Annotated in this window: 16 protein-coding genes; 5 read left to right on the plus strand and 11 right to left on the minus strand. The window is 57.0% G+C overall.

Features of this window, described 5'->3' with window-relative positions; translation table 11 throughout:
- Positions 1 to 27 precede the first annotated feature (27 nt).
- Positions 28 to 1,242 carry a 23S rRNA pseudouridine(2605) synthase RluB gene (gene rluB, locus HV782_RS08430; protein ID WP_123465667.1) on the plus strand — a complete coding sequence of 405 codons (1,215 nt, stop codon included), beginning with the start codon at positions 28 to 30 and terminating at the stop codon, positions 1,240 to 1,242.
- Positions 1,243 to 1,471: 229 nt separating this feature from the next.
- Here rluB and HV782_RS08435 read toward each other — a convergent pair whose 3' ends face one another.
- Both HV782_RS08435 and HV782_RS08440 read right to left on the minus strand, forming a co-directional pair.
- Positions 1,472 to 2,437, minus strand: a complete 966-nt coding sequence (locus tag HV782_RS08435; protein WP_123465669.1) for a M29 family metallopeptidase — start codon at positions 2,435 to 2,437, stop codon at positions 1,472 to 1,474.
- Positions 2,438 to 2,507: 70 nt separating this feature from the next.
- Entirely contained in the window at positions 2,508 to 2,645 is a 138-nt protein-coding gene (locus HV782_RS08440) for a hypothetical protein (RefSeq protein WP_003222780.1), read from the minus strand.
- An 893-nt stretch (positions 2,646 to 3,538) separates the two neighbouring features.
- Between HV782_RS08440 and HV782_RS08445 the strand changes: the two genes are divergently transcribed.
- Positions 3,539 to 4,957 (plus strand): amino acid permease, encoded by a 1,419-nt coding sequence (locus HV782_RS08445; RefSeq protein WP_123465671.1) that lies wholly within the window; start codon positions 3,539 to 3,541, stop codon positions 4,955 to 4,957.
- A 73-nt stretch (positions 4,958 to 5,030) separates the two neighbouring features.
- Here HV782_RS08445 and glyA read toward each other — a convergent pair whose 3' ends face one another.
- On the minus strand, positions 5,031 to 6,380 hold the full coding sequence (gene glyA / locus HV782_RS08450; protein ID WP_186748516.1) for a serine hydroxymethyltransferase: 1,350 nt from the start codon (positions 6,378 to 6,380) through the stop codon (positions 5,031 to 5,033).
- Between the two features lie 532 nt (positions 6,381 to 6,912).
- On the opposite strand from glyA, the gene HV782_RS08455 reads away from it, so the two are divergent.
- Entirely contained in the window at positions 6,913 to 7,518 is a 606-nt protein-coding gene (locus HV782_RS08455) for a helix-turn-helix transcriptional regulator (protein ID WP_128613656.1), read from the plus strand.
- Positions 7,502 to 8,380, plus strand: coding sequence for a queuosine precursor transporter (locus HV782_RS08460; protein ID WP_064119579.1), 879 nt, complete (start codon positions 7,502 to 7,504; stop codon positions 8,378 to 8,380). Before HV782_RS08455 ends, HV782_RS08460 begins: the two co-directional genes overlap by 17 nt.
- Positions 8,381 to 8,433: 53 nt before the next feature.
- On the opposite strand, the gene queC is transcribed toward HV782_RS08460, so the two are convergent.
- The 5 genes from queC to HV782_RS08485 all read right to left on the minus strand — a co-directional run bounded on the left by queC (position 8,434) and on the right by HV782_RS08485 (position 15,652).
- Positions 8,434 to 9,132, minus strand: a complete 699-nt coding sequence (gene queC, locus HV782_RS08465) for a 7-cyano-7-deazaguanine synthase QueC (protein ID WP_186748517.1) — start codon at positions 9,130 to 9,132, stop codon at positions 8,434 to 8,436.
- 196 nt (positions 9,133 to 9,328) lie between these two features.
- Positions 9,329 to 9,796 carry an SUKH-3 domain-containing protein gene (locus HV782_RS08470; protein WP_128613654.1) on the minus strand — a complete coding sequence of 156 codons (468 nt, stop codon included), beginning with the start codon at positions 9,794 to 9,796 and terminating at the stop codon, positions 9,329 to 9,331.
- 179 nt (positions 9,797 to 9,975) lie between these two features.
- Positions 9,976 to 10,572: a hypothetical protein gene (locus HV782_RS08475; RefSeq protein ID WP_128613655.1), complete on the minus strand. Its 597-nt coding sequence runs from the start codon at positions 10,570 to 10,572 to the stop codon at positions 9,976 to 9,978.
- A gap of 8 nt (positions 10,573 to 10,580) precedes the next feature.
- Positions 10,581 to 15,272, minus strand: coding sequence for an RHS repeat-associated core domain-containing protein (locus tag HV782_RS08480; protein ID WP_217890340.1), 4,692 nt, complete (start codon positions 15,270 to 15,272; stop codon positions 10,581 to 10,583).
- 116 nt (positions 15,273 to 15,388) lie between these two features.
- Entirely contained in the window at positions 15,389 to 15,652 is a 264-nt protein-coding gene (locus tag HV782_RS08485; RefSeq protein ID WP_186748309.1) for a PAAR domain-containing protein, read from the minus strand.
- 457 nt (positions 15,653 to 16,109) lie between these two features.
- Between HV782_RS08485 and arfB the strand changes: the two genes are divergently transcribed.
- Positions 16,110 to 16,523, plus strand: coding sequence for an alternative ribosome rescue aminoacyl-tRNA hydrolase ArfB (gene arfB / locus HV782_RS08490; RefSeq protein WP_095050152.1), 414 nt, complete (start codon positions 16,110 to 16,112; stop codon positions 16,521 to 16,523).
- Here the strand turns inward: arfB and HV782_RS08495 are convergent.
- From HV782_RS08495 to HV782_RS28730, 3 genes are all read right to left on the minus strand, one after another.
- The gene (locus tag HV782_RS08495; RefSeq protein WP_186748333.1) at positions 16,520 to 17,707 is read right to left on the minus strand and encodes an MFS transporter; all 1,188 of its coding nucleotides are present in this window, start codon (positions 17,705 to 17,707) and stop codon (positions 16,520 to 16,522) included. The two genes, arfB and HV782_RS08495, sit on opposite strands and share 4 nt — an antisense overlap.
- Positions 17,708 to 17,822: 115 nt before the next feature.
- On the minus strand, positions 17,823 to 18,005 hold the full coding sequence (locus HV782_RS08500) for a hypothetical protein (protein WP_123465685.1): 183 nt from the start codon (positions 18,003 to 18,005) through the stop codon (positions 17,823 to 17,825).
- Positions 18,006 to 18,074: 69 nt separating this feature from the next.
- On the minus strand, positions 18,075 to 18,206 hold the full coding sequence (locus tag HV782_RS28730; protein WP_264082516.1) for a hypothetical protein: 132 nt from the start codon (positions 18,204 to 18,206) through the stop codon (positions 18,075 to 18,077).
- Between the last annotated feature and the right edge of the window lie 101 nt (positions 18,207 to 18,307).

Below are 18,307 nucleotides of genomic sequence, written 5' to 3' on the forward strand. Positions count from 1 at the left end.
GAACAGACCACACCGGGAGGTGCCCAGATGAGTGACATCAATCAGAAAGACGACCAGGAAATCGGCCCAGCAGGCGAAAAGCTGCAGAAAGTCCTCGCCCGTATCGGCGTCGGCTCGCGCCGTGACGTTGAAGCCTGGATCAGCCAGGGCCGGATCAAGGTCAATGGCAAAGACGCCACCCTCGGCCTGCGCGTTGACATGCACGACGCCATCACCATTGATGGCAAGGTCATCAAGCGCGAAGAGGCGGCCGAATCGGTGCGCCGCGTGATCATGTACAACAAGCCCGATGGCGAGATCTGCACCCGTGACGACCCGGAAGGCCGTCCGACCGTGTTCGACAAGCTGCCGCGTCCGAAAGAGGGGCGCTGGATCAACATCGGTCGTCTCGACATCAACACCACCGGTCTGCTGATGTTCACCACCGACGGTGAACTGGCCAACCGTTTGATGCACCCGTCCTACGAGATGGACCGTGAGTACGCCGTGCGTGTACGCGGTGAAGTCGACGACGAAATGATCGAACGCCTGAAGGCCGGCGTCGTGCTGGAAGACGGCCCGGCCAAGTTCACCGACATCAAGCAGGCGCCAGGTGGCGAAGGTTTCAACCACTGGTATCACTGCGTGGTGATGGAAGGTCGTAACCGTGAGGTTCGTCGTCTGTGGGAATCCCAAGGGCTGGTGGTCAGCCGTCTGAAGCGCGTGCGTTTCGGTCCGGTGTTCCTCAACTCCGACCTGCCGATGGGCCGCTGGCGCGAAATGAGTCAGTACGAAGTCGACATTCTCAGTGCTGAAGTCGGCCTGACGCCGGTAGCGATGCCGCAACTCAACGCCAAGAGCAAAGACAAGCTTGAGCGTATGCAGCGTAAATCGTCTCGACCAATGGCCAAGACCGAGCGCGTGCGCACGCTGCGTCCAGCCGCTGGCGCACCGACCGGCCCACGCCCAAGCCGCGAGCCGCAGATCGAAGGCGAGCGTCCGGGTCGCAAGCCTGCAGCGCGCCCGGATGGCGAGCGCGCGCCACGCGGTCGTACTGAGCGTGGCGAAGGTCGTGCACCGGCCGGTCGCGGTACGCCAGTGGCGGATCGTCCGGCGGACACCACCAATAAGCGTCCGGCCAAGCCAGCGCCGAAGCGTCCTGGTATCAAGCTGGTCGACGGTGACAAGCCATCGGGTAACCGTCGCGGTGCACCGAGTGGTTCGGGCCAGCGTCCGGGTTTTGGTCGCAAGAAACCTGAGTGAAGCAGCTGTGAGCTTTGAGCGATAAGCTTCAAGCTGAATGAAAAACGCCAACCGCAGGGTTGGCGTTTTTTTTCGTCTGGCGAAAGGTATGTAGTTTCTGACCCGGCTCTTCGGAGCAAGCCCGCTCCCACAGGTTTTTTGTCGTTAACAGAATTCGTGTACAACAATGAAACCTGTGGGAGCGGGCTTGCCCGCGATAGGGCGAGAGGCTTCACCCTCTATTTCAGCCTTAAAAGACGAAGCGCCCATCAAACACCGGCTTGTCATCCAGCGCCAACACCCCACCCGAGAAGATCAGGTCCAGGTGATGGCTACCCTTGGCGCCACCGCCGAGGCCCAGGTGCAACCCGCAGTGCCGCTCCTCGAACCCGGCATTGCGCGCATACAGATCCTTCACGCCTTCGTTGGTGCCGATCCCCAATTCCTCGATCCGCCGGTTCGACGGGTTGGCGTCCAGGTATTTGTTGAAATCATGCTCCAGCCCCGGCACATCAGTGGCGATGCGGCTGATGGTCGAGTTCTCGATCCACAGTTCCAGTGGCGATTCCAGTACGCCGTACTTGCGCGCAAAGGGGATGGTGCTGAGGAAGGTGCCCTTGAATTTCACATGGCCGTTGATGGCTTCGCTGTGGGTGGCGATTTCGCCGGGGGCCAGGTCGAAGTTGCCGACGCCGTTGATGTCGGTCCACTTCTTGATGCTGCTCAGCGGCGTTTCGAACCATGAGCCGTGGTCGTCCCTGAAGCTCAGCGTGGTGGCCTGGGACATGCGCTGGATCAGATGACTGTTGAGCCCGGCGATGCGCTGCGGGGTGATGCTGAAGGTGTCGTAGAAATAGTCGCCGTAATCCTTGAACAGCAGCGACTTCTTCCAGTTTTCCGCCATCACGCCTTGCAGCGCGCGGACAAACTCCGGGCCGTCGGGACGCGGGTTGGGCAAGGTGGAAGAGTCGTAGAAGAAAATGTACAGATCGCTATCGGCAATCGCTGCGGTCAGCGTTGCGGTACTTTCCAGATCCAGGCGCCTTGCGCTGAAGGTGAAACGCGGGTGATCGCCGGCCTGTTCGGCGATGGCGCCGGTCAGGGCTTCGTAATCGGCGGTGTGGCCGAGCAATACCTTTGCCGACTCCAGGCCGGCAAGGGCGGGGTGATGTTCGAGGTAGTAAAGGAAATGCGAGATCGCACGGGGCTTATCCATGAGTACTCCCTGACTGACCGTGAAGGAAGCGGCAGGCACGACCGGCCGGACCGTGCCTGCCCGGGATGTCTTACAGAGGCCACATCGCCGTGCCGAACGGAACGACCGCGTCGGCTTGCATCATTTCCACAGCCGCCTCGTGGGTCGGTGCTTCAAACCATTCGTCCAGTTGCAGTTCGGTATCCAAGTCTTTTTCCAGTGCTTGCATGGTCGATCTCCTAGATGACTTTCACGGTTATGACTGGCCGGTCGAGGTGGCCGGCAAGACGTGAAAAACCTAGTTCAGGGTGTTTTGTAATGCAAAAAATTATTTATTTAAAATTTAAATAAACTTTTTATTCTGTTTTTCGCCAAGGGTTTTCTTATTTGAAAACAAAAAACTAAGCCGCCAACTTCGTTAGCAAGCTTGCTACCGTCAATTTGTAGACATCCTTCGAAAATTTCTGAAATGGAAAATCTGCGTTACGCGACGTAAAGAAATGTTTACGAAAAGCGCGGCGTAACCCAGTGGAACCACGTCTCTCCAGAGGCTGTAAGGAAAACCTGCCGAAGCCCGGCTGCGAGCGCTTCATGCAAGGCTCTGGCGCGCTTGTTTCAGCGTCGTTTGAAGGGTGTGATGCGCCCCATGCCTGTCGTGCAGGTGCATAACAAGAAGGAGGCGCAATGAACGCCGTGACTGATCTCCACTTCTCTGCGTGGGACGGTTTTCTCCCCGTCCCCGTCGATGGCCTGCAAAGGCCTGACTCAATTATTGCTGCCGCCCGAGCGTCTCGAGGCGGACACACGCAATCCCGGCAACCGCCACGCTGATCCAGCGGGGTCTGGCAGCAGGGGGTTAGCGGTGTACAATGCGCCGCGTTTTAACTGTGACCCTCTGCGTAATCGCGCAAACCTCAAGGCTATCCGCCTTGTTCACTCCGCCGCGTCATAAGCGTGTCGGGTTCGATTTCGTCACAGATAAAAACAAACAGGTGACGCATGACCGTTGTAAATAAGCTGAACTCCTGGTGCCTGCGCTGGGGTTTGATCGGGGCTGCCTGAAATCGCAACCTTGCAGCAACGTCTACTGAACATCATCAAACCTTGCGTGAGACCTTTTTCATGAGTGGACAACCCTCGCAATCAGGCGAGCTGAAACGCGGCCTGAAAAATCGCCATATTCAACTGATCGCCCTCGGTGGCGCGATCGGTACCGGATTGTTCCTCGGCTCGGCCGGGGTGCTGAAATCCGCCGGCCCGTCGATGATCCTCGGCTACGCCATCTGCGGCTTCATCGCCTTCATGATCATGCGCCAGCTCGGCGAAATGATCGTCGAAGAGCCGGTGGCCGGTTCCTTCAGCCATTTCGCGCACAAGTACTGGGGCGGCTTCGCCGGCTTCCTGTCGGGCTGGAACTGCTGGATTCTGTATATCCTGGTGGGCATGTCGGAGCTGACCGCGGTCGGCAAATACATTCACTACTGGGCGCCGGAGATCCCGAGCTGGGTCACCGCAGCGGCGTTCTTCGTGCTGATCAATGCGATCAACCTGGCCAACGTCAAAGTCTTCGGTGAAGCCGAGTTCTGGTTCGCGATCATCAAGGTCGTGGCGATCGTCGGCATGATCGCCCTGGGCAGCTACCTGCTGGTCAGCGGTCATGGCGGCCCGCAGGCATCGGTGAGCAACCTGTGGTCGCACGGTGGTTTCTTCCCGAATGGCGTCAGCGGCCTGGTGATGGCCATGGCGATCATCATGTTCTCCTTTGGCGGTCTGGAAATGCTCGGTTTCACTGCCGCCGAAGCCGACAAGCCGAAAACCGTGATCCCGAAAGCGATCAATCAGGTGATCTACCGGATCCTGATTTTCTACATCGGTGCACTGGTGATCCTGCTGTCGCTGACCCCATGGGACAGCCTGCTGGAAACCCTCAACGCGTCCGGCGATTCGTATAGCGGTAGCCCGTTTGTGCAAGTGTTCTCGATGCTCGGCAGCAGCACCGCCGCACACATCCTCAACTTCGTGGTGTTGACCGCGGCCCTGTCGGTGTACAACAGCGGTACCTACTGCAACAGCCGCATGCTGCTGGGCATGGCCGAGCAGGGCGATGCGCCGAAAGGCCTGGCGAAGATCGACAAGCGCGGTGTGCCGGTGCGTTCGATCCTGGCGTCGGCGGCGGTGACACTGGTGGCTGTATTGCTCAACTACCTGATTCCGCAGCACGCACTGGAACTGCTGATGTCGCTGGTGGTAGCGACCCTGGTGATCAACTGGGCGATGATCAGCTTCTCGCACTTCAAGTTCCGCCAGCACATGAACAAGACGAAGCAGACGCCGCTGTTCAAGGCTCTGTGGTATCCGTATGGCAACTACATCTGCCTGGCGTTCGTCGCGTTCATTCTGGGCGTGATGCTGCTGATCCCGGGCATCCAGATCTCGGTGTACGCGATTCCGGTGTGGGTCGTGTTCATGTGGGTCTGCTACGTGATCAAGAACAAGCGCGGTGCGCAACAGGCGCTGCACGCAGCGGGTGCTGCCAAGTAAGCGCTGACGCAGAAACACAAAACCCGGCCTGAGTGCCGGGTTTTTTATGGGTACAAATGCTGTGAGTCGGGTGCTATTGGTAGTCGGCGACAGGATAGTCCCTGCACAAGGTTTCGACCTCTGAACGAAACTGCGCAAGGAGCAGGGGTTCCAGTGTGTAGTCCTGCTCACCGAGCGGCGCGACGGTATTCAGAATCCGGACGATCAAATCGACGATCTGGCGGCTGCCGTGGACATCGACCCGGCGTTGCGCCAGAGCGCCCGTGCCGATGCGCAGCCCGCTGGTAACGAGTGCCGAGCGGTGATCGCCGGGGACGCGATGTTTGCTGACGATGATCCCGCAGTGCCCCAGCGCCGCCTCCGCGATGGCGCCCGTAACGCCGCCACGCAAGCGAACCAGCACCGTGTGGTTTTCACTGCAGCCGCCAACCACCTCATAATCCTTGGCCTGAAACGCTTTGGCCATTTCATCCGCCGTACTGCGGATCTGCGCCATGCAGGCATCGAACTCTGCGGACATTGCATAACCCAGCGCGGCAGCCTTCGCAGCGATCATGTTGGCGGCGGGCGCGCCCTGCATTCGCGGGTAAACGGCTTGCTCAAGGAGACGACTGAAGGTGGTCCGCAAGCCGGGAATCTTGGTGTTCGCATCAGCACCGCTGAGGATCAGGCCACCGCGAGGCCCGGCGAGTTGCTTGTGCGTGCACGTGACGGTGACGTGTGCGGCGTTGATCGGGCTTGGATGGCGCGCGGTAGCGACGAGCCCGGCGATATGCGACATATCGGCGAGCAGGATAGCGCCTGCTTCATCGGCAATGTCGCGAAACCGCTTGAAGTCCACCACGCGCGAATAGGCGGTGGCGCCGCAGAGGATGACGCGTGGGCGATGGGCGAGTGCGAGCAGACGTACCTTGTCGTAATCGATCAGGCCGTCGGATGTTGTGCCGTACTGGATCGCCTTGTAGTAGGCGCCGGAAAACGCGGCAAGGCTGCCATGCGTCAGATGACCACCGTGTTCCACCGCCATGCCCAGCAAGGTATCGCCAGGCTCAAGCAAGGCTGTGAGCACTTGGTAAACAGCGTTCGACGCCGAGTGTGGCTGCACGTTGGCGTATTGCGCGCCGAACATTTCCCGCGCCCGGCGAATGGCCAGCGACTCGACCAGTTCGACGTTCTCGCACCCCGCGCTGTGGCGCTTGCCGGGCATGCCTTCAGCGGTCACGTTGACCAGCACGGAAGCAGAGGCCGCCAAGGTTCGCGGCTGAACTGCGCAGGAGGAGGAGACCAATGAAAGGGTGTGCTGTTGACGCGTCACCTCAGCGTCGAGAATGGCCGCCAGTTCGGCATCTTCTGCGCGGAGATCCGCGAGGCCACGACGCAACACGTCAGCCTGGTTCTTGAGCGGTTCAGTAATGACTGCCATTGCTTTTTTCCTTCCCTGGTTTTGCGTGATTTGCGCATGTCCTTGCTTGCCAGATCTGTACAGGCGAATCCGTGTTTTGACCGCTGTGCGCGCAAAACTAAACCCTGTACAGGCCACCCGTTTTTTCGTTCTTTCACTCGCGAGAATGAGACGCCGGATTGACGCATCATAGATTTTTCAGTGAGGAACACCACAGAATTAATCAAAAAAATGAACATTCTTCAAAGAAAATGATTCTTTTTGTAGTCGTTGCGGGTGTAAAACAGGCATTACCCGGTGTCGCTTTTCAAGCGCCGGGTCGAAGGCAACAGGAACTGACGAGTCAGTACGGAGGCTGAAATGACCCCGCATGTTGGCGGAAGCAGCCTGTGAAAGCTGACTTTTTATACCGAACCCAGGGAGGGAGAATGCTATGATCCTGCGCGGCACTGACAGGGATATAACTGCAATTTCCTACCTCACTTGTGTATGTCCGGAATGATCATTCGGGACGTGACAATGATTGCAGTTAAAAATGGATGATAAGCATGTGATGCACAGAAGAGAAAGATCGGAGAATCTGAAGAACAACATCAAGTATCTGATAAAGAGTCGCGGGGAAACGCAGTTGTCCCTGTGCCACTCCAGTGGTCTGACCCGAACGACCATCTACAACATCCTTGAAGGCAAGGTGGTCAATGTCCAACAGTCCACTGTGCGCAAGATTTCTGATTTCTTCGGGGTGTCTTACGAAGAAATAGAGACGATTGATTTTGAAGAAAAAGAAATCATCGAAAGCAGTATTTCGCCACAGGGGAATATGAATCCCGCAGCTGTTCCGGTGATTAAAGAAAGTATGCTGCTGCAAAGTCTGGATAAAAGAATTGGTGAGTTGGCCACTATTTACCCGCTGACTTACTATTTTGGCGCGTCCTTTAACCTGATTGGCGTGCTTCTGGAGAATGAAATCAGTGGCATGAATGAACCCGGCGATCTATTGATCGTGCAGAAAGGAGCATCGACCAGCGACAGGGAAAAGCTGGTGTATGACAAAATCACAGCGAAGTTATCTATAAGCCATGAAGGCAACTTTGATACGGATCGTGTATGCGTGATCGGAGATGTAATCGAGGAACGATTTAATGGATTGCAGTGTTGAGTTGGAAAACAGCAAGTACAAGTTGCTGGGGTTCGAAAATGGAAAAAGCCTGGCCGTCATCATGGTCATCGCGACAGGCAAAATAATTAAAATAAAGCTAAGTGAAGTGTTGAATAGTGAGATTATGGATAATCTGAATAAAATCGAAGTAAAAAACCTCTACAAGAAGTTCTACTCCCAAGGCGGAGCACTCACCGCTTACGAAATCAATGACCGTCATGAGAGTTCCTGGATGATCTACATCATCCTGAACCTGATGCTGTTCACGCTGTACATTTTCACCAGTATTGCTGCGACAAAACCGATCTATCTGGAGTATTTCGATATTGTCGTCACGCCGGGTACTTTCCTCTATCCGCTGACGTTTCTGATCGTCGACTTGCTCAACGAAACCTTTGGCCTGAGGCTCGCGCGAAAAGCGATCCTGTTCGCGTTCATCAGCAATGCGGCGATTATTATTCTGCTGGCCATCACTACCCATCTTCCGGGCCTGCCGGGTTGGAAGCTCGATGGGGCTTACAATGATGTTATCAGTCAGTTGTCAGCAGTTCTGGTAGCGTCTTCTGTATCGTTCCTGGTTTCCGAGAACATAAACTCGTACCTGTTGTGCAAGATTAAAGAGCTCACAAACTCCAGATTTCTGTTTTTGCGAGTGTTTTTAAGCACATTGTTTGCCGTGATTATCGACAGTTTTCTGTTCTGCTACATCGCTTTTTACGGAACGATGGAAAATAGCGCGATACTGGGCATGATCTACGTTCAGATCGCAATCAAGGTAGGTTTTGCATTCTTTAATATCTTGCCGGCCTACGGGGCAAGGTCTTTGTTCAAGAAATACCTGACGGGTGCGCAGACGCAATAAAGAGAGGAGGGCGCTCACTCAGCATGCTTGAGTGAGCGCATCTTGTTGCGGTTTTACTTTAAGCCAAGTTTATCTTTCAAGCTTTGAGTGACCTGAGCTTTATTATTCAGGAACTCATTCAAGCCCTTGGCGCGAAGATTACAGGCATCACAATCGGAACATCCAGTGCCTTTGATACCGTTGTAGCAAGTCAGTGTTTCTTCGCGAACCAGATCCAGTTGATGGTGGTAATCAGCCAAGGCCCAGGTTTCTGCCTTGTTCAGCCACATCAACGGCGTCTCCAGTTGCAGCTTGTAATCCATGCCTGATTCAAGGGCTTTATTCAGCGCCTTGACGAATTCATCCCGGCAATCGGGATAGCCCGAGAAGTCGGTTTCACAGACACCGGTAATGACCGTTTTGGCCTGGACTTGATAGGCATAGATAGAAGCCAGGGTCAGAAACAGAATGTTCCGCCCCGGAACGAAGGTGCTTGGCAGGCTCTCGCCAGAACTGTTCACGGTCGGCACCGGAATGTTATCGCGGGTCAGGCTGCTGATGGCCAGTTCGTTGAGCAAGGACACATCCAGCGTTTTATGCACGGCCACGCCGAGCTTTTTCGACAGCTGCTGCGCCACTTCAATTTCTGCGTGATGACGCTGACCATAGTCGAACGTGATGCAGTGGACTTCATCGTAGTGGGTCAGGGCGTGGATCAAACACGTGGTGGAGTCCTGCCCGCCGCTGAATACGATAACTGCTTTGTTGGTCATGGGTATGCTTCCTGCATTGAGGTCTTGAGGGCAAAGGTGGAGATGATACTCGAAATAGGGCTGGAGCTCGGTGCAGAGTCCAGAGGCGCTCGTGAGTCCGTGAGCGGCTATTTTAAGGTGGAGTGAGGCTCCAATCCCTGAATAATAGGCATGTTAAATAGGAACCGTTTTTAGACCGGTGCAAAAGCAGAGGGATTTAAACAACTGGCACGGCGTCCGGTGTGGCCAGCGCCACTTGCTCACCGCACTTGCGCCCAAACACTAGCTTTTCCATCGCCTCGACAAAAGTTCTGCCCTGCAGCCAGAACCCGTCATGAATGAAACTGAAGGCATAGCAGCGACCTTTTTCGTCCATCAACAGTGCAGCGTGGCCATGATGAATTTCGGCGATGCTCACCAAAGAGCTGCCCAAGCGTTGCTGCCAAGCCAAGAAGTCTTCATCTCCATGCAGGTGCTCAAACGTGCCAAACGCTACATCGCTGGTAGCGCAGTCTTCGCCTGTGCCACAGGTGCCGACGGTCAGGCCAGCCAGTTGTTCGAGCAGAGCAGCGGCTGGATGCTCGCGCGGGACGAAATCCGGCAATGGCTCGATATGGGTGACAGGCCAACCGGCAGCCAGGAACAGTGGGTGGAGAGTCTCGGGAAGTTCGATCAACGGGTGCATTGGGAGCGTCCAGGCGTAGGCAGCGTTCTGCATTAACGGTCTTTTTTTCATTGCGCTGAATCGTTTGTCGACTTCTGGTGGTACTGGGATGCCACGATTCTGAGAGGTGTCTCCACTCCTCAACCCCAAACGCTGGCCGGCCTGGAGTCTCTATTGGTTTACCGCATGTGCATGTCGAGCTAAAGCTTTTCAATCAAACGATTAAATGCACGTGAGCAGCCTCGTTGCTTTGCATCTCTGATCATCGAATCGTGAGTGGACGGTTCAAACGTTTCGCGAACCGCTTTCTTTGCTATTTCATTGAACTGCACATTATCAAAATCACACTCTACTGTTGAAACCATATAAGAATTGCGCTTGGACCACTGGTCAAACCTTATGACGATTTTTTCATCGAAAATCAGTGCTCCATCACTTTTATCCTCGAAGAAAAAGAACACCATACGATTCGTATCGACATGCCCCATTGATGTAGCAAATGGCTGTTTTCTCAAAAGCGATGTCAGCCTTACCCCACCTGCAATACCAAGACCTCCCCCCAAACTCTCACGCGCAAAAAAATACTGCTTGAACACTACCGTTATTTTTCTACGAAAATAAGGGACGTCGTATGCTTTCTCGAAAGAATGAAAACCATTCGGATCGCCGATCAGTTCAAAACCGGCGCTTATGAAAACTGACTCGGAAAAGCTGTCCAATTCAAAAATACTTGGCTGAAGATTACCCGATCCCTCTATGAACAACTCAACAAGCTGATGAAAATCAGTAGAAATCATATATTCCCTTATTTACGCTCTAACGGGTTCGTACCCGCGGCATGGTGCTCACTTAGAATGGTTCCCACCTGTTTCAATTGAGGCACACGCGAAGAATTTGGATTTGAATCGATGCCCACCTGTGCAGATTTCTTGAGCCGATCCACATTCATCGGTTTATCGAGGTATTTTAAAACACACTCACACGCCTTACCCCATTGGGATTTTGGCATTGCGCGCGTTGCCATGTCGGATGGTTCAAGTACCACATGGGTTCCTTGAGCGTTCGGTACGAGGGCGATGTGACCACCGGATCGAGGCAAACCATCCCCTTTTACGTTAACGTGAACACCTCGATTCGTTACGTCTTGTCCAGCAGTATTCGCTTTTACTTGATGACCTGCGAGACCTAAAGGGTCGATGAGCAGGACAGGATTAGCCCCATAAAAATAAAGATTCAACCCACCTGCATAGCTAATCGGATCTTGACTAACAAACCGCCCAACCCCCGGATCATAGTACCGATGCCGGTTGTAATGCAGCCCCGTCTCATGATCGTGATACTGCCCCTGGAACCGTATCGGGTTCATCACGCCATGCTGCCGCGCCCATTCTGAACGCTGTTCCGTCACCTGTCCCCACGCTTTGTATTGCGCGGTCCAGGCCATGTTGCCTTGGGAGTCGGTCAATTCCTGCGGCGTGCCGAGGTGATCGCACTGATACCAGGCCAACGCATCAAACGGTAATGCCGTCGCCTTGTGATTCCACACTGGATCTTCATCAAGGCTGTATTCACCGCTGTAATCCGGCAACCCGATCAGCTCGATTGGCGCATGCCGTACAGCCTGCGCCACAGGCACAAAAGTCCCCGGTTCGAAGACGTAGTGCACCGTGCGTCCGGGTTCGCCATCGCTTTGTGAAGGGCTGCTTTCAAAGGCGAGGTTGTCGCCGTCCCAGCCGTACAAGGTGAAGCCGCAGCCGAGTTCGCGTTGTTTGCGCGCGTGTTCGTTTCTGTTCCAGAGGGAACCGGCTTCCGGGCGCTGTTTGTAGTGCGCGCGGGAGTTTTTGTGCAGGCGGCGTCCCAGTGCGTCGTAGGCGAAATCCACGCTCAGGCGCGGGTCTTCGAAATGCACCAGTCGATCAAACAGGTCCCAGCGCAGATCACTGCGTTGGCCGTTGTGCCAGCGCTGGATCTGGTTGCCGCGTTCGTCGTAATCGTAGTGGGTGCCGGCGTATTCGCGCAGCAGGTTATCGACGAGTTTGCTGTGCGGTGGGGTCAGGTCCAGTGGGCGGCGAACTTCCGTCGCCTTGTCGTCGAGCAGGTTGCCGGCCGGGTCGAAGGCGAAGGTTTCCATGCCTTGACGTGTGGCGGCGCTGAGCAGACGACCGACCGGATCGTAGCGATAGGCGAGCGGCCCGCGACGGCTGTCGTTGATGTCGGTCAGTTGGCCGGCGACGTCGTAGCTGTACTCGCGTTTGAGCAGCGTGGATTTGTCGTCGCTGCGTCCCAGCAACTGTTCCAGCAAACGACCGGCCGGATCCCAGCTCTGGGTTTGCAGCAGGTGGTTGCCTTGATGGCGGGCGACTTCGCGGTGCAGGTCGTCGCGTTCGTAGCCGATCAGTTCGTGTTCATCGAGGCGCAGGCCGAGCAGGTGGCCGCTGCCGTACGTCAGCCAACTGACACGGTGGCCGTCGGGGCGCACGGTGGCGACGCGTTGGTTGAGCACGTCGTACTCGTGCTGCCAGATCGCGACGGTGGGTTTTTCCAGGCAGAGGTAGTGCTGGTGTTCGCGCAGCAGATTGCCGGCCGGGTCGTGGAACCATTGCAGGCGGCTGTCGGCATTGTCGGCCAGCACCAGGTTGCCGTTACCATCGTAGGCAAAGGTTTCGCTTTGCGACTGGTCGCCCAAGGTGGCGCGACGTTCAGTCAAACGTCCCATCGGGTCGAAGCTCAATGAGATGACGCGTTGGCCGTTGATCGATTGCGCGAGGCGTCCAGTGAGCGGGTCGTACTGATAGCGCGTGCTGCGTCCGTCGAAACCGCGTTCTTCCAGCAGGCGTCCGACCGGGTCGTAGTGGAAGTGGGCGCGTTGTTCGTTTTCGTTTTCCAAGGCCGTTAGCCGTCCGAGACGATCCCAGCGGTAGCGCAGGGTTTGCTCGGCGGCATCGACACGTTCGGCGATCAAACCGGCCGCGCTGTAGCTCCAGGTGGTGCAGCGATCGAGAGCGTCGACATGCGCCAGCAGCCGACCTTCGGCGTCGCGCTCAAAACGCTCTTCGGTCTTGTCCGGGTGCTTGATCAGCACCAACTGGCCGGCCTTGTATTCGTATTCGGTGGCGTTGCCGGCAGCGTCGGTGAAGCAGGTCATCTGACCAAGTTCGTTGTACTCCCAGGCGCTGGTTTTGCCCGAGCAGTCGACGTACTCGACCATCTGCCCGGCGTCGTTATAGTTCAGGGTCTTTTCGTTGCCGTTGGCGTCCTTGATCGCGGTGGGCTGACCGGATTTGTTGTAGGCGTATTCGGTTTTGTTGCCCAGCGGATCGAGCGCTTCGACCAGGTTGCCTTGGTCGTCATAGGCGCGTTGCCACTGACCGCCCTCGGCGTCGCTGATCTTGATCAGCAGGTCCTGATCGTCGTACGCGTAATGCATCACCGTGTGATCGGCGCGGATGTGTTCGAGCAGGTTGCTGCGTTCATCGTAGCTGTAGCGATCGGTGCTGCCGTCGGCGTTGACGCGGCGCACGATGTTCTTGGCCTCGTCGCGGAAGAACCATTCCGAACGCTCGTCCGCGTAGCGAATGCGATAGGTGTAGCCAAGGATGTCGTAGTAGTGCCAGGTCTCGTTGCCGAGCGCGTCGGTGACGTAGGTCAGACGGATGTTTTCGTCCCACTCCAGACGCGTGTCGAAGCTGCCGTCATCGGCCCATTCGCGCACGGCTTTGGCCTTGGCGCTTGAACCGTTCCACTGCAGGTTCATACCGCGCCCGGTGCGGTCGGTGTAGCGGGTGATCAGGTGATGCTGGAACTGATACGACCAGACTGCGCCGTTCTCGTCCTGCGCCTGAATCAGGTCGCCATAGGCGTCGTATTGGTACGCACAAAGTTGTCGCAACGGTTCGCCGTCAACGATCTGCCAGAGGCCGATAAACCGGCCGTGATCGTCGATCATCGTGCCGAGGTGCAGATGGACTTTAGTGAAGTCGTTTTCCTGATAGGTGATCAGGTCGGAGAGCAGCGAGTGTTCGCCGTGACGATGCTCGTAATGCAGCATGACCCCGGCGCCGTTGCGCAGGGAGATGTTGCTCAGCACAAAGCGCTGGCCACGGCGGACGTAGGTTTCCTTGCGTTCGAAGCCACGGCACAACAGCAACTGGTCTTCGCCACTGCGAACCAGGGTGATGTTTTCAATGGCGTCGTAGTGGAACAGGCCGACCTTTGGCAGCGGGTAGCTGTGGTCGCGGCCGTCAGCGTCGCAGAACGTCAGGCCATCGTCCACGCAGTCGAAGCGCGTGGTGAATTCGCTGATCCAGCGAGCGCCGAGTTCGCTCTGATCGAAGGCGTCGAGGCGTGAGTTGTAGGTGCGTGTCCATTCGATCGGGAAGGGACCGGGCAGGCTGAAATCGGTATGGCTGAGGCTTTCAGAACCTATGGCGAAATTGATGCTGTATGGCGTGGCGCATTCACAGGGGCCTTTCTTCGGATTGGGCGCTTTTTCCGCTGGAACTTGCTTTTGGTTAACGCCCAACTGGCCCTCTGAAGCCGTGTGCGTGGCCTTACCGGTCTTCTCTGTATGGACCGCGGCGTTCTGCCCGTGGGCATTGCGCTTGCGCCATAGAGTGACGGCACTGGAGAGGATCAGCAGCAACCAACCGATGGAGTTCTGAACTGACTCATCGTCCAGCTTGCTCAGCTGTGTGCGTAATTCCGGACCCATTGCCCGCAGTTTTGCGGTTTCCGTGGCAACCCGCTTCTTCACCTCATCGGGTAGCAGGTGATCAGCGGCACTGTTGGCTAAGCCCTTGCCTGCGGCTTTATAGGCGCTGGAAGCGGCGGCGAAGATGTTGCCAAACGATGCAAGGGGATCATTCTTGAATTGATCAACTGCCGCACTCGCTTGTGCGCTGGCCGCTTTTAGATCGCCCTTGGCGTCGAGCTTGCCATTGGCCACCGTATCGAGGCCTTTGGCAATTTCGTTGATGACTTCCTCACCCAGCTTGCCAGCGTCCGCCAGAATCCCCGGCAGCTTGCCTTTGGCCTGCTCAACGAAATCGTCGAGCGTGCCGATGATGGACTCGTTCAAATGCCCGATCAGGATCTCGATGACCGACGAACTGATCAGCATCTTACTGCTGGCCCTCATCTCCTGACGTACCAGAAACAGTGTTGGGCGCAACGTCATACGGGCTGCTGCCATCGCCGGTGGCAGCGGCAAAACACCGATCAGGTTGATGCCCAGACTGGCCCAAGCCAGCAAATCACGCTTCTGGGCATTCGACAGCGTGACGATGTCACCCAGCGCATCGACCAGCGCCATGATGTTGCCCACCACGGGTAAGGCGCCGGCGACGTTCTTGATCCGGTCGAGAGTGACCACCCCACCACTGGCGGATTGAAGCCAGGCATCGAACGTTGCCGCACCGCTGGCAACGTCCTGAATGTCGATGGCGTTCAGTGGAACGATAGCAACCTGAGGTTCACGTTTTACGATTTCAGTGGTCATGACAGCATCTCACCCGGCAACAAGGCCTGGGCTTTGCGGACAAAAATTGAAGACCTCAACGAGCGGGCGACAGCAAGCCGCCTCTCAGAGGTGCGGATCAAAGTGAAAAAACGGGATTAGCTGACGACCGCGCCTTTCGGGCTACTGGCGATCAGTGCGGCCCCGCAGGCGGTTTTCATGCCGTCCAGTGCGATGGGTGTGCCATCGACGGTGTAAGTGCTGCTGCCCTCGGCAATCGGGAAAACCCCTTTGCACAGCGGGCAGCTGACCTTGTGACCGACCCCGGCAATCGGCTTGCCGTTGAGGTCGGTGCGGGAGAAGGCTTCGAGGACCTTGCCACCGTGCGTGGTGGAGTCGCCCAAGCGAATTGCGTCTTTCATTACGTCATTCCTTTGACCGAGGGTGGCTGGCTCGGCGAGCTACCCTGTCTTTCCTGCCTGCGTTCAGCACGCGTTAGTGCCGATTTGATATCAAAATCCGTGCCAGCCACTATATGGCCATTACGCTGTAAGGGTTTGCGTCCTGTGCCTTAGAGATAAATCGTTTTTTGCTGTGGGAAACCGTCTCAAAGTGCGCAAGAAGTTGCGCAGTGCTGCGCAACTTCTTGCGCACTCGGCTACAGGGGCCGTGTAACAAGGGCTACAGGCGAGTGGCGGGCGTTTTTTCGAAGACCGGTGCGCAACAAGTTGCGCAGTTGGGCGGCTGATCGATTTCTGACAAAGCGATGTTGATTGCACTGACCTCATCGCGAACAGGCGAAGGCCGGCAGTGGATCTTCAGCAGGTTCGAGGTCTGTTTCGGAGTATCCTGCGCGTTCTGAATACGGACGCTTTTTCCATGCTGGTGATTTCCAACAACGTGCATCTGCCGGATGCCGAGATCGAACTGACAGCCATCCGCGCCCAGGGCGCCGGTGGGCAGAACGTCAACAAGGTCTCCAGTGCCGTGCACCTGCGCTTCGACATTCCGGCCTCGTCCCTGCCCGAGTTCTACAAGGAGCGGTTGCTGGCGCTGCGCGACAGTCGCATCACCAGCGATGGCGTGTTGATCATCAAGGCCCAGCAATACCGCACGCAGGAAGCCAACCGCGCCGATGCGCTGGAGCGTCTGGTCGAGCTGATTCTCAGCGCGACCAAAGTCGAAAAGAAACGCCGTCCAACCAAGCCGACCCTCGGTTCAAAAAAGCGTCGACTCGAATCGAAAACCAAGCGCGGCAGTATCAAGGCCGGACGCGGCAAGGTGGATTTTTAGTCTTCGCGGTACTTCGCCGTGTGTTTGTACAAATACACGCTAAGCGCCAATCCACTTAGCGAGGCGAGGGCGGCGAAGAGGAAGATCGAGGCAAAACCGAATCCCGCCGCAATCGCCCCGGCCAATGGCCCGGTGATCCCCAGCGACAAGTCGATGAACAGCGAATACGCGCCAACCGCTGCGCCGCGACTGGAGGCCGGCACCAGATTTACTGCTTCCACACCCAGCGCCGGGAATACCAGCGAGAAACCGAAACCGCTCAGTGCCGCGCCGGCCAGCGCCCAATGCGCGTCCGGCGCCAGCCACAACAGCAGCAGCCCCAGGGTTTCTACCGACAGGCAGGCGATCGCTACGCGGAAGCCGCCGAGGCGATTGATCAGGTTGCCGAACAGCAGGCGCGCACCGATGAAGCTGGCGCCGAACAGGCTCAGGCACAGCACCGCGTTGTCCCAATGCTGTGTCGCGTAATACAGGGTGATGAAGGTGGCGATGGTGCCAAAGCCGATCGAGCCCAGCGCCAGTCCGCAACCGTGGGGGAAGACGCGGCCGAGCACGTGCATGAACGGCAGACGTTCGCCGGCGACAATCGGCGCGGCGGTTTTCGGCCACGCCAGCAGCAAGCCCAGTGCTGCCAGCAGAATGATGCTGACGCCCATGCTCCACAGCCCCAACTGGCCGACCAGCCACACCCCGAACGGCGCGCCGACCGCCAGTGCGCCGTAACTGGCGATGCCGTTCCACGAAATCACTTTGGCGGTGTTCGCCGCGCCGACCCGGCCGATGCCCCAGCCAATCGAACCGGAACCGACCAGGCTTTCCGCGCTGCCCAGCACCAGGCGGCCGATCAACAGGCTGATCAGGCTGAGCATGGGCAGATTCGGGGTCCAGGCCGAAATCAGCATGAACACACCGCTCAAGCCACAACCGGCCAGCCCGATCATCACCGCACGTTTGCTGCCCTGGTTGTCGATGATCTTGCCGGCGTACGGGCGGCTGAGCAGGGTGGCCAGGTATTGCACGCTGATCACCAGGCCGGCGACCACCGCGCCAAAGCCCAAATCGCTGTGGACATAGCCCGGCAGCACTGCGAGCGGAATACCGATGTTCAGGTAGCCGATAAAGGTGAAGAGGACGATGGAAACGACTTGCAGCGTGACCGCCAGGGGGCGCTGGGGTTGTGGCATAGAGGACGACATGGGAAACGATCCACGGCAAAGCAGGATTAGATAGGCTGCTTATGATAGCGGCGCGGACGACGCTGAGGTGGGCAACAGTAAAACTATTTGCAGGGTGCTGGCATCAGGACTTGGCCGGGGCGACCAGTTGCGTGGTGACCAGGGCGGCGAGGGCATTTTCTTCGCTGCCGAAACGGGCGAGCAGGGCGGCGCGTTTTTCCGGGGAGAGGCGGTTCCAGATCTCGATCATTTTCTCGGTCGCGCCGATCAGGACGGCGGCTTGGCTTTCGGAGAATTCGTCGGTCATGGCGGGCTCGGATTCAGGCAGTGTGGAAAGCGCATGTTAGCGCTTTCCACACGGTCTGTACGGCGGGTTTTACTCGTCGTTGTCGGCCGGGCGGTTGTCAACGGCTTCTTTCGGCTCGGGCTGTTGGGCTCCGGCTTGCTGCGTGGTCGTCTGCTCAGGTACGTGCAGGCTTGGGAAGGGGAGATTAGGAATCTCGTGCATGGTTGCGCTCCTCGCTAAGTCTGTTGATAGATCTGGTAGATCCGCGCTTCTTGAAAGCCTGCGCAGGATACAGCAGGAAAAATGACAATCAGACTTTTAAT

This window comes from Pseudomonas monsensis (assembly GCF_014268495.2).
GTDB lineage: Bacteria > Pseudomonadota > Gammaproteobacteria > Pseudomonadales > Pseudomonadaceae > Aquipseudomonas > Aquipseudomonas monsensis.

Excerpts from the sequence above, each read along its gene's own strand:
- HV782_RS08495 (WP_186748333.1), bottom strand. The coding sequence starts at position 17,707 with ATGCCACAACCCCAGCGCCCCCTGGCGGTCACGCTGCAAGTCGTTTCC.
- HV782_RS08455 (WP_128613656.1), top strand. The coding sequence starts at position 6,913 with ATGCACAGAAGAGAAAGATCGGAGAATCTGAAGAACAACATCAAGTAT.
- HV782_RS08435 (WP_123465669.1), bottom strand. The coding sequence starts at position 2,437 with ATGGATAAGCCCCGTGCGATCTCGCATTTCCTTTACTACCTCGAACAT.
- glyA (WP_186748516.1), bottom strand. The coding sequence starts at position 6,380 with ATGGCAGTCATTACTGAACCGCTCAAGAACCAGGCTGACGTGTTGCGT.
- HV782_RS08445 (WP_123465671.1), top strand. The coding sequence starts at position 3,539 with ATGAGTGGACAACCCTCGCAATCAGGCGAGCTGAAACGCGGCCTGAAA.
- HV782_RS08485 (WP_186748309.1), bottom strand. The coding sequence starts at position 15,652 with ATGAAAGACGCAATTCGCTTGGGCGACTCCACCACGCACGGTGGCAAG.
- HV782_RS08460 (WP_064119579.1), top strand. The coding sequence starts at position 7,502 with ATGGATTGCAGTGTTGAGTTGGAAAACAGCAAGTACAAGTTGCTGGGG.
- arfB (WP_095050152.1), top strand. The coding sequence starts at position 16,110 with ATGCTGGTGATTTCCAACAACGTGCATCTGCCGGATGCCGAGATCGAA.
- queC (WP_186748517.1), bottom strand. The coding sequence starts at position 9,132 with ATGACCAACAAAGCAGTTATCGTATTCAGCGGCGGGCAGGACTCCACC.
- HV782_RS08440 (WP_003222780.1), bottom strand. The coding sequence starts at position 2,645 with ATGCAAGCACTGGAAAAAGACTTGGATACCGAACTGCAACTGGACGAA.
- HV782_RS08475 (WP_128613655.1), bottom strand. The coding sequence starts at position 10,572 with ATGATTTCTACTGATTTTCATCAGCTTGTTGAGTTGTTCATAGAGGGA.
- HV782_RS28730 (WP_264082516.1), bottom strand. The coding sequence starts at position 18,206 with ATGCACGAGATTCCTAATCTCCCCTTCCCAAGCCTGCACGTACCTGAG.
- HV782_RS08500 (WP_123465685.1), bottom strand. The coding sequence starts at position 18,005 with ATGACCGACGAATTCTCCGAAAGCCAAGCCGCCGTCCTGATCGGCGCG.
- HV782_RS08480 (WP_217890340.1), bottom strand. The coding sequence starts at position 15,272 with ATGACCACTGAAATCGTAAAACGTGAACCTCAGGTTGCTATCGTTCCA.
- HV782_RS08470 (WP_128613654.1), bottom strand. The coding sequence starts at position 9,796 with ATGCACCCGTTGATCGAACTTCCCGAGACTCTCCACCCACTGTTCCTG.
- rluB (WP_123465667.1), top strand. The coding sequence starts at position 28 with ATGAGTGACATCAATCAGAAAGACGACCAGGAAATCGGCCCAGCAGGC.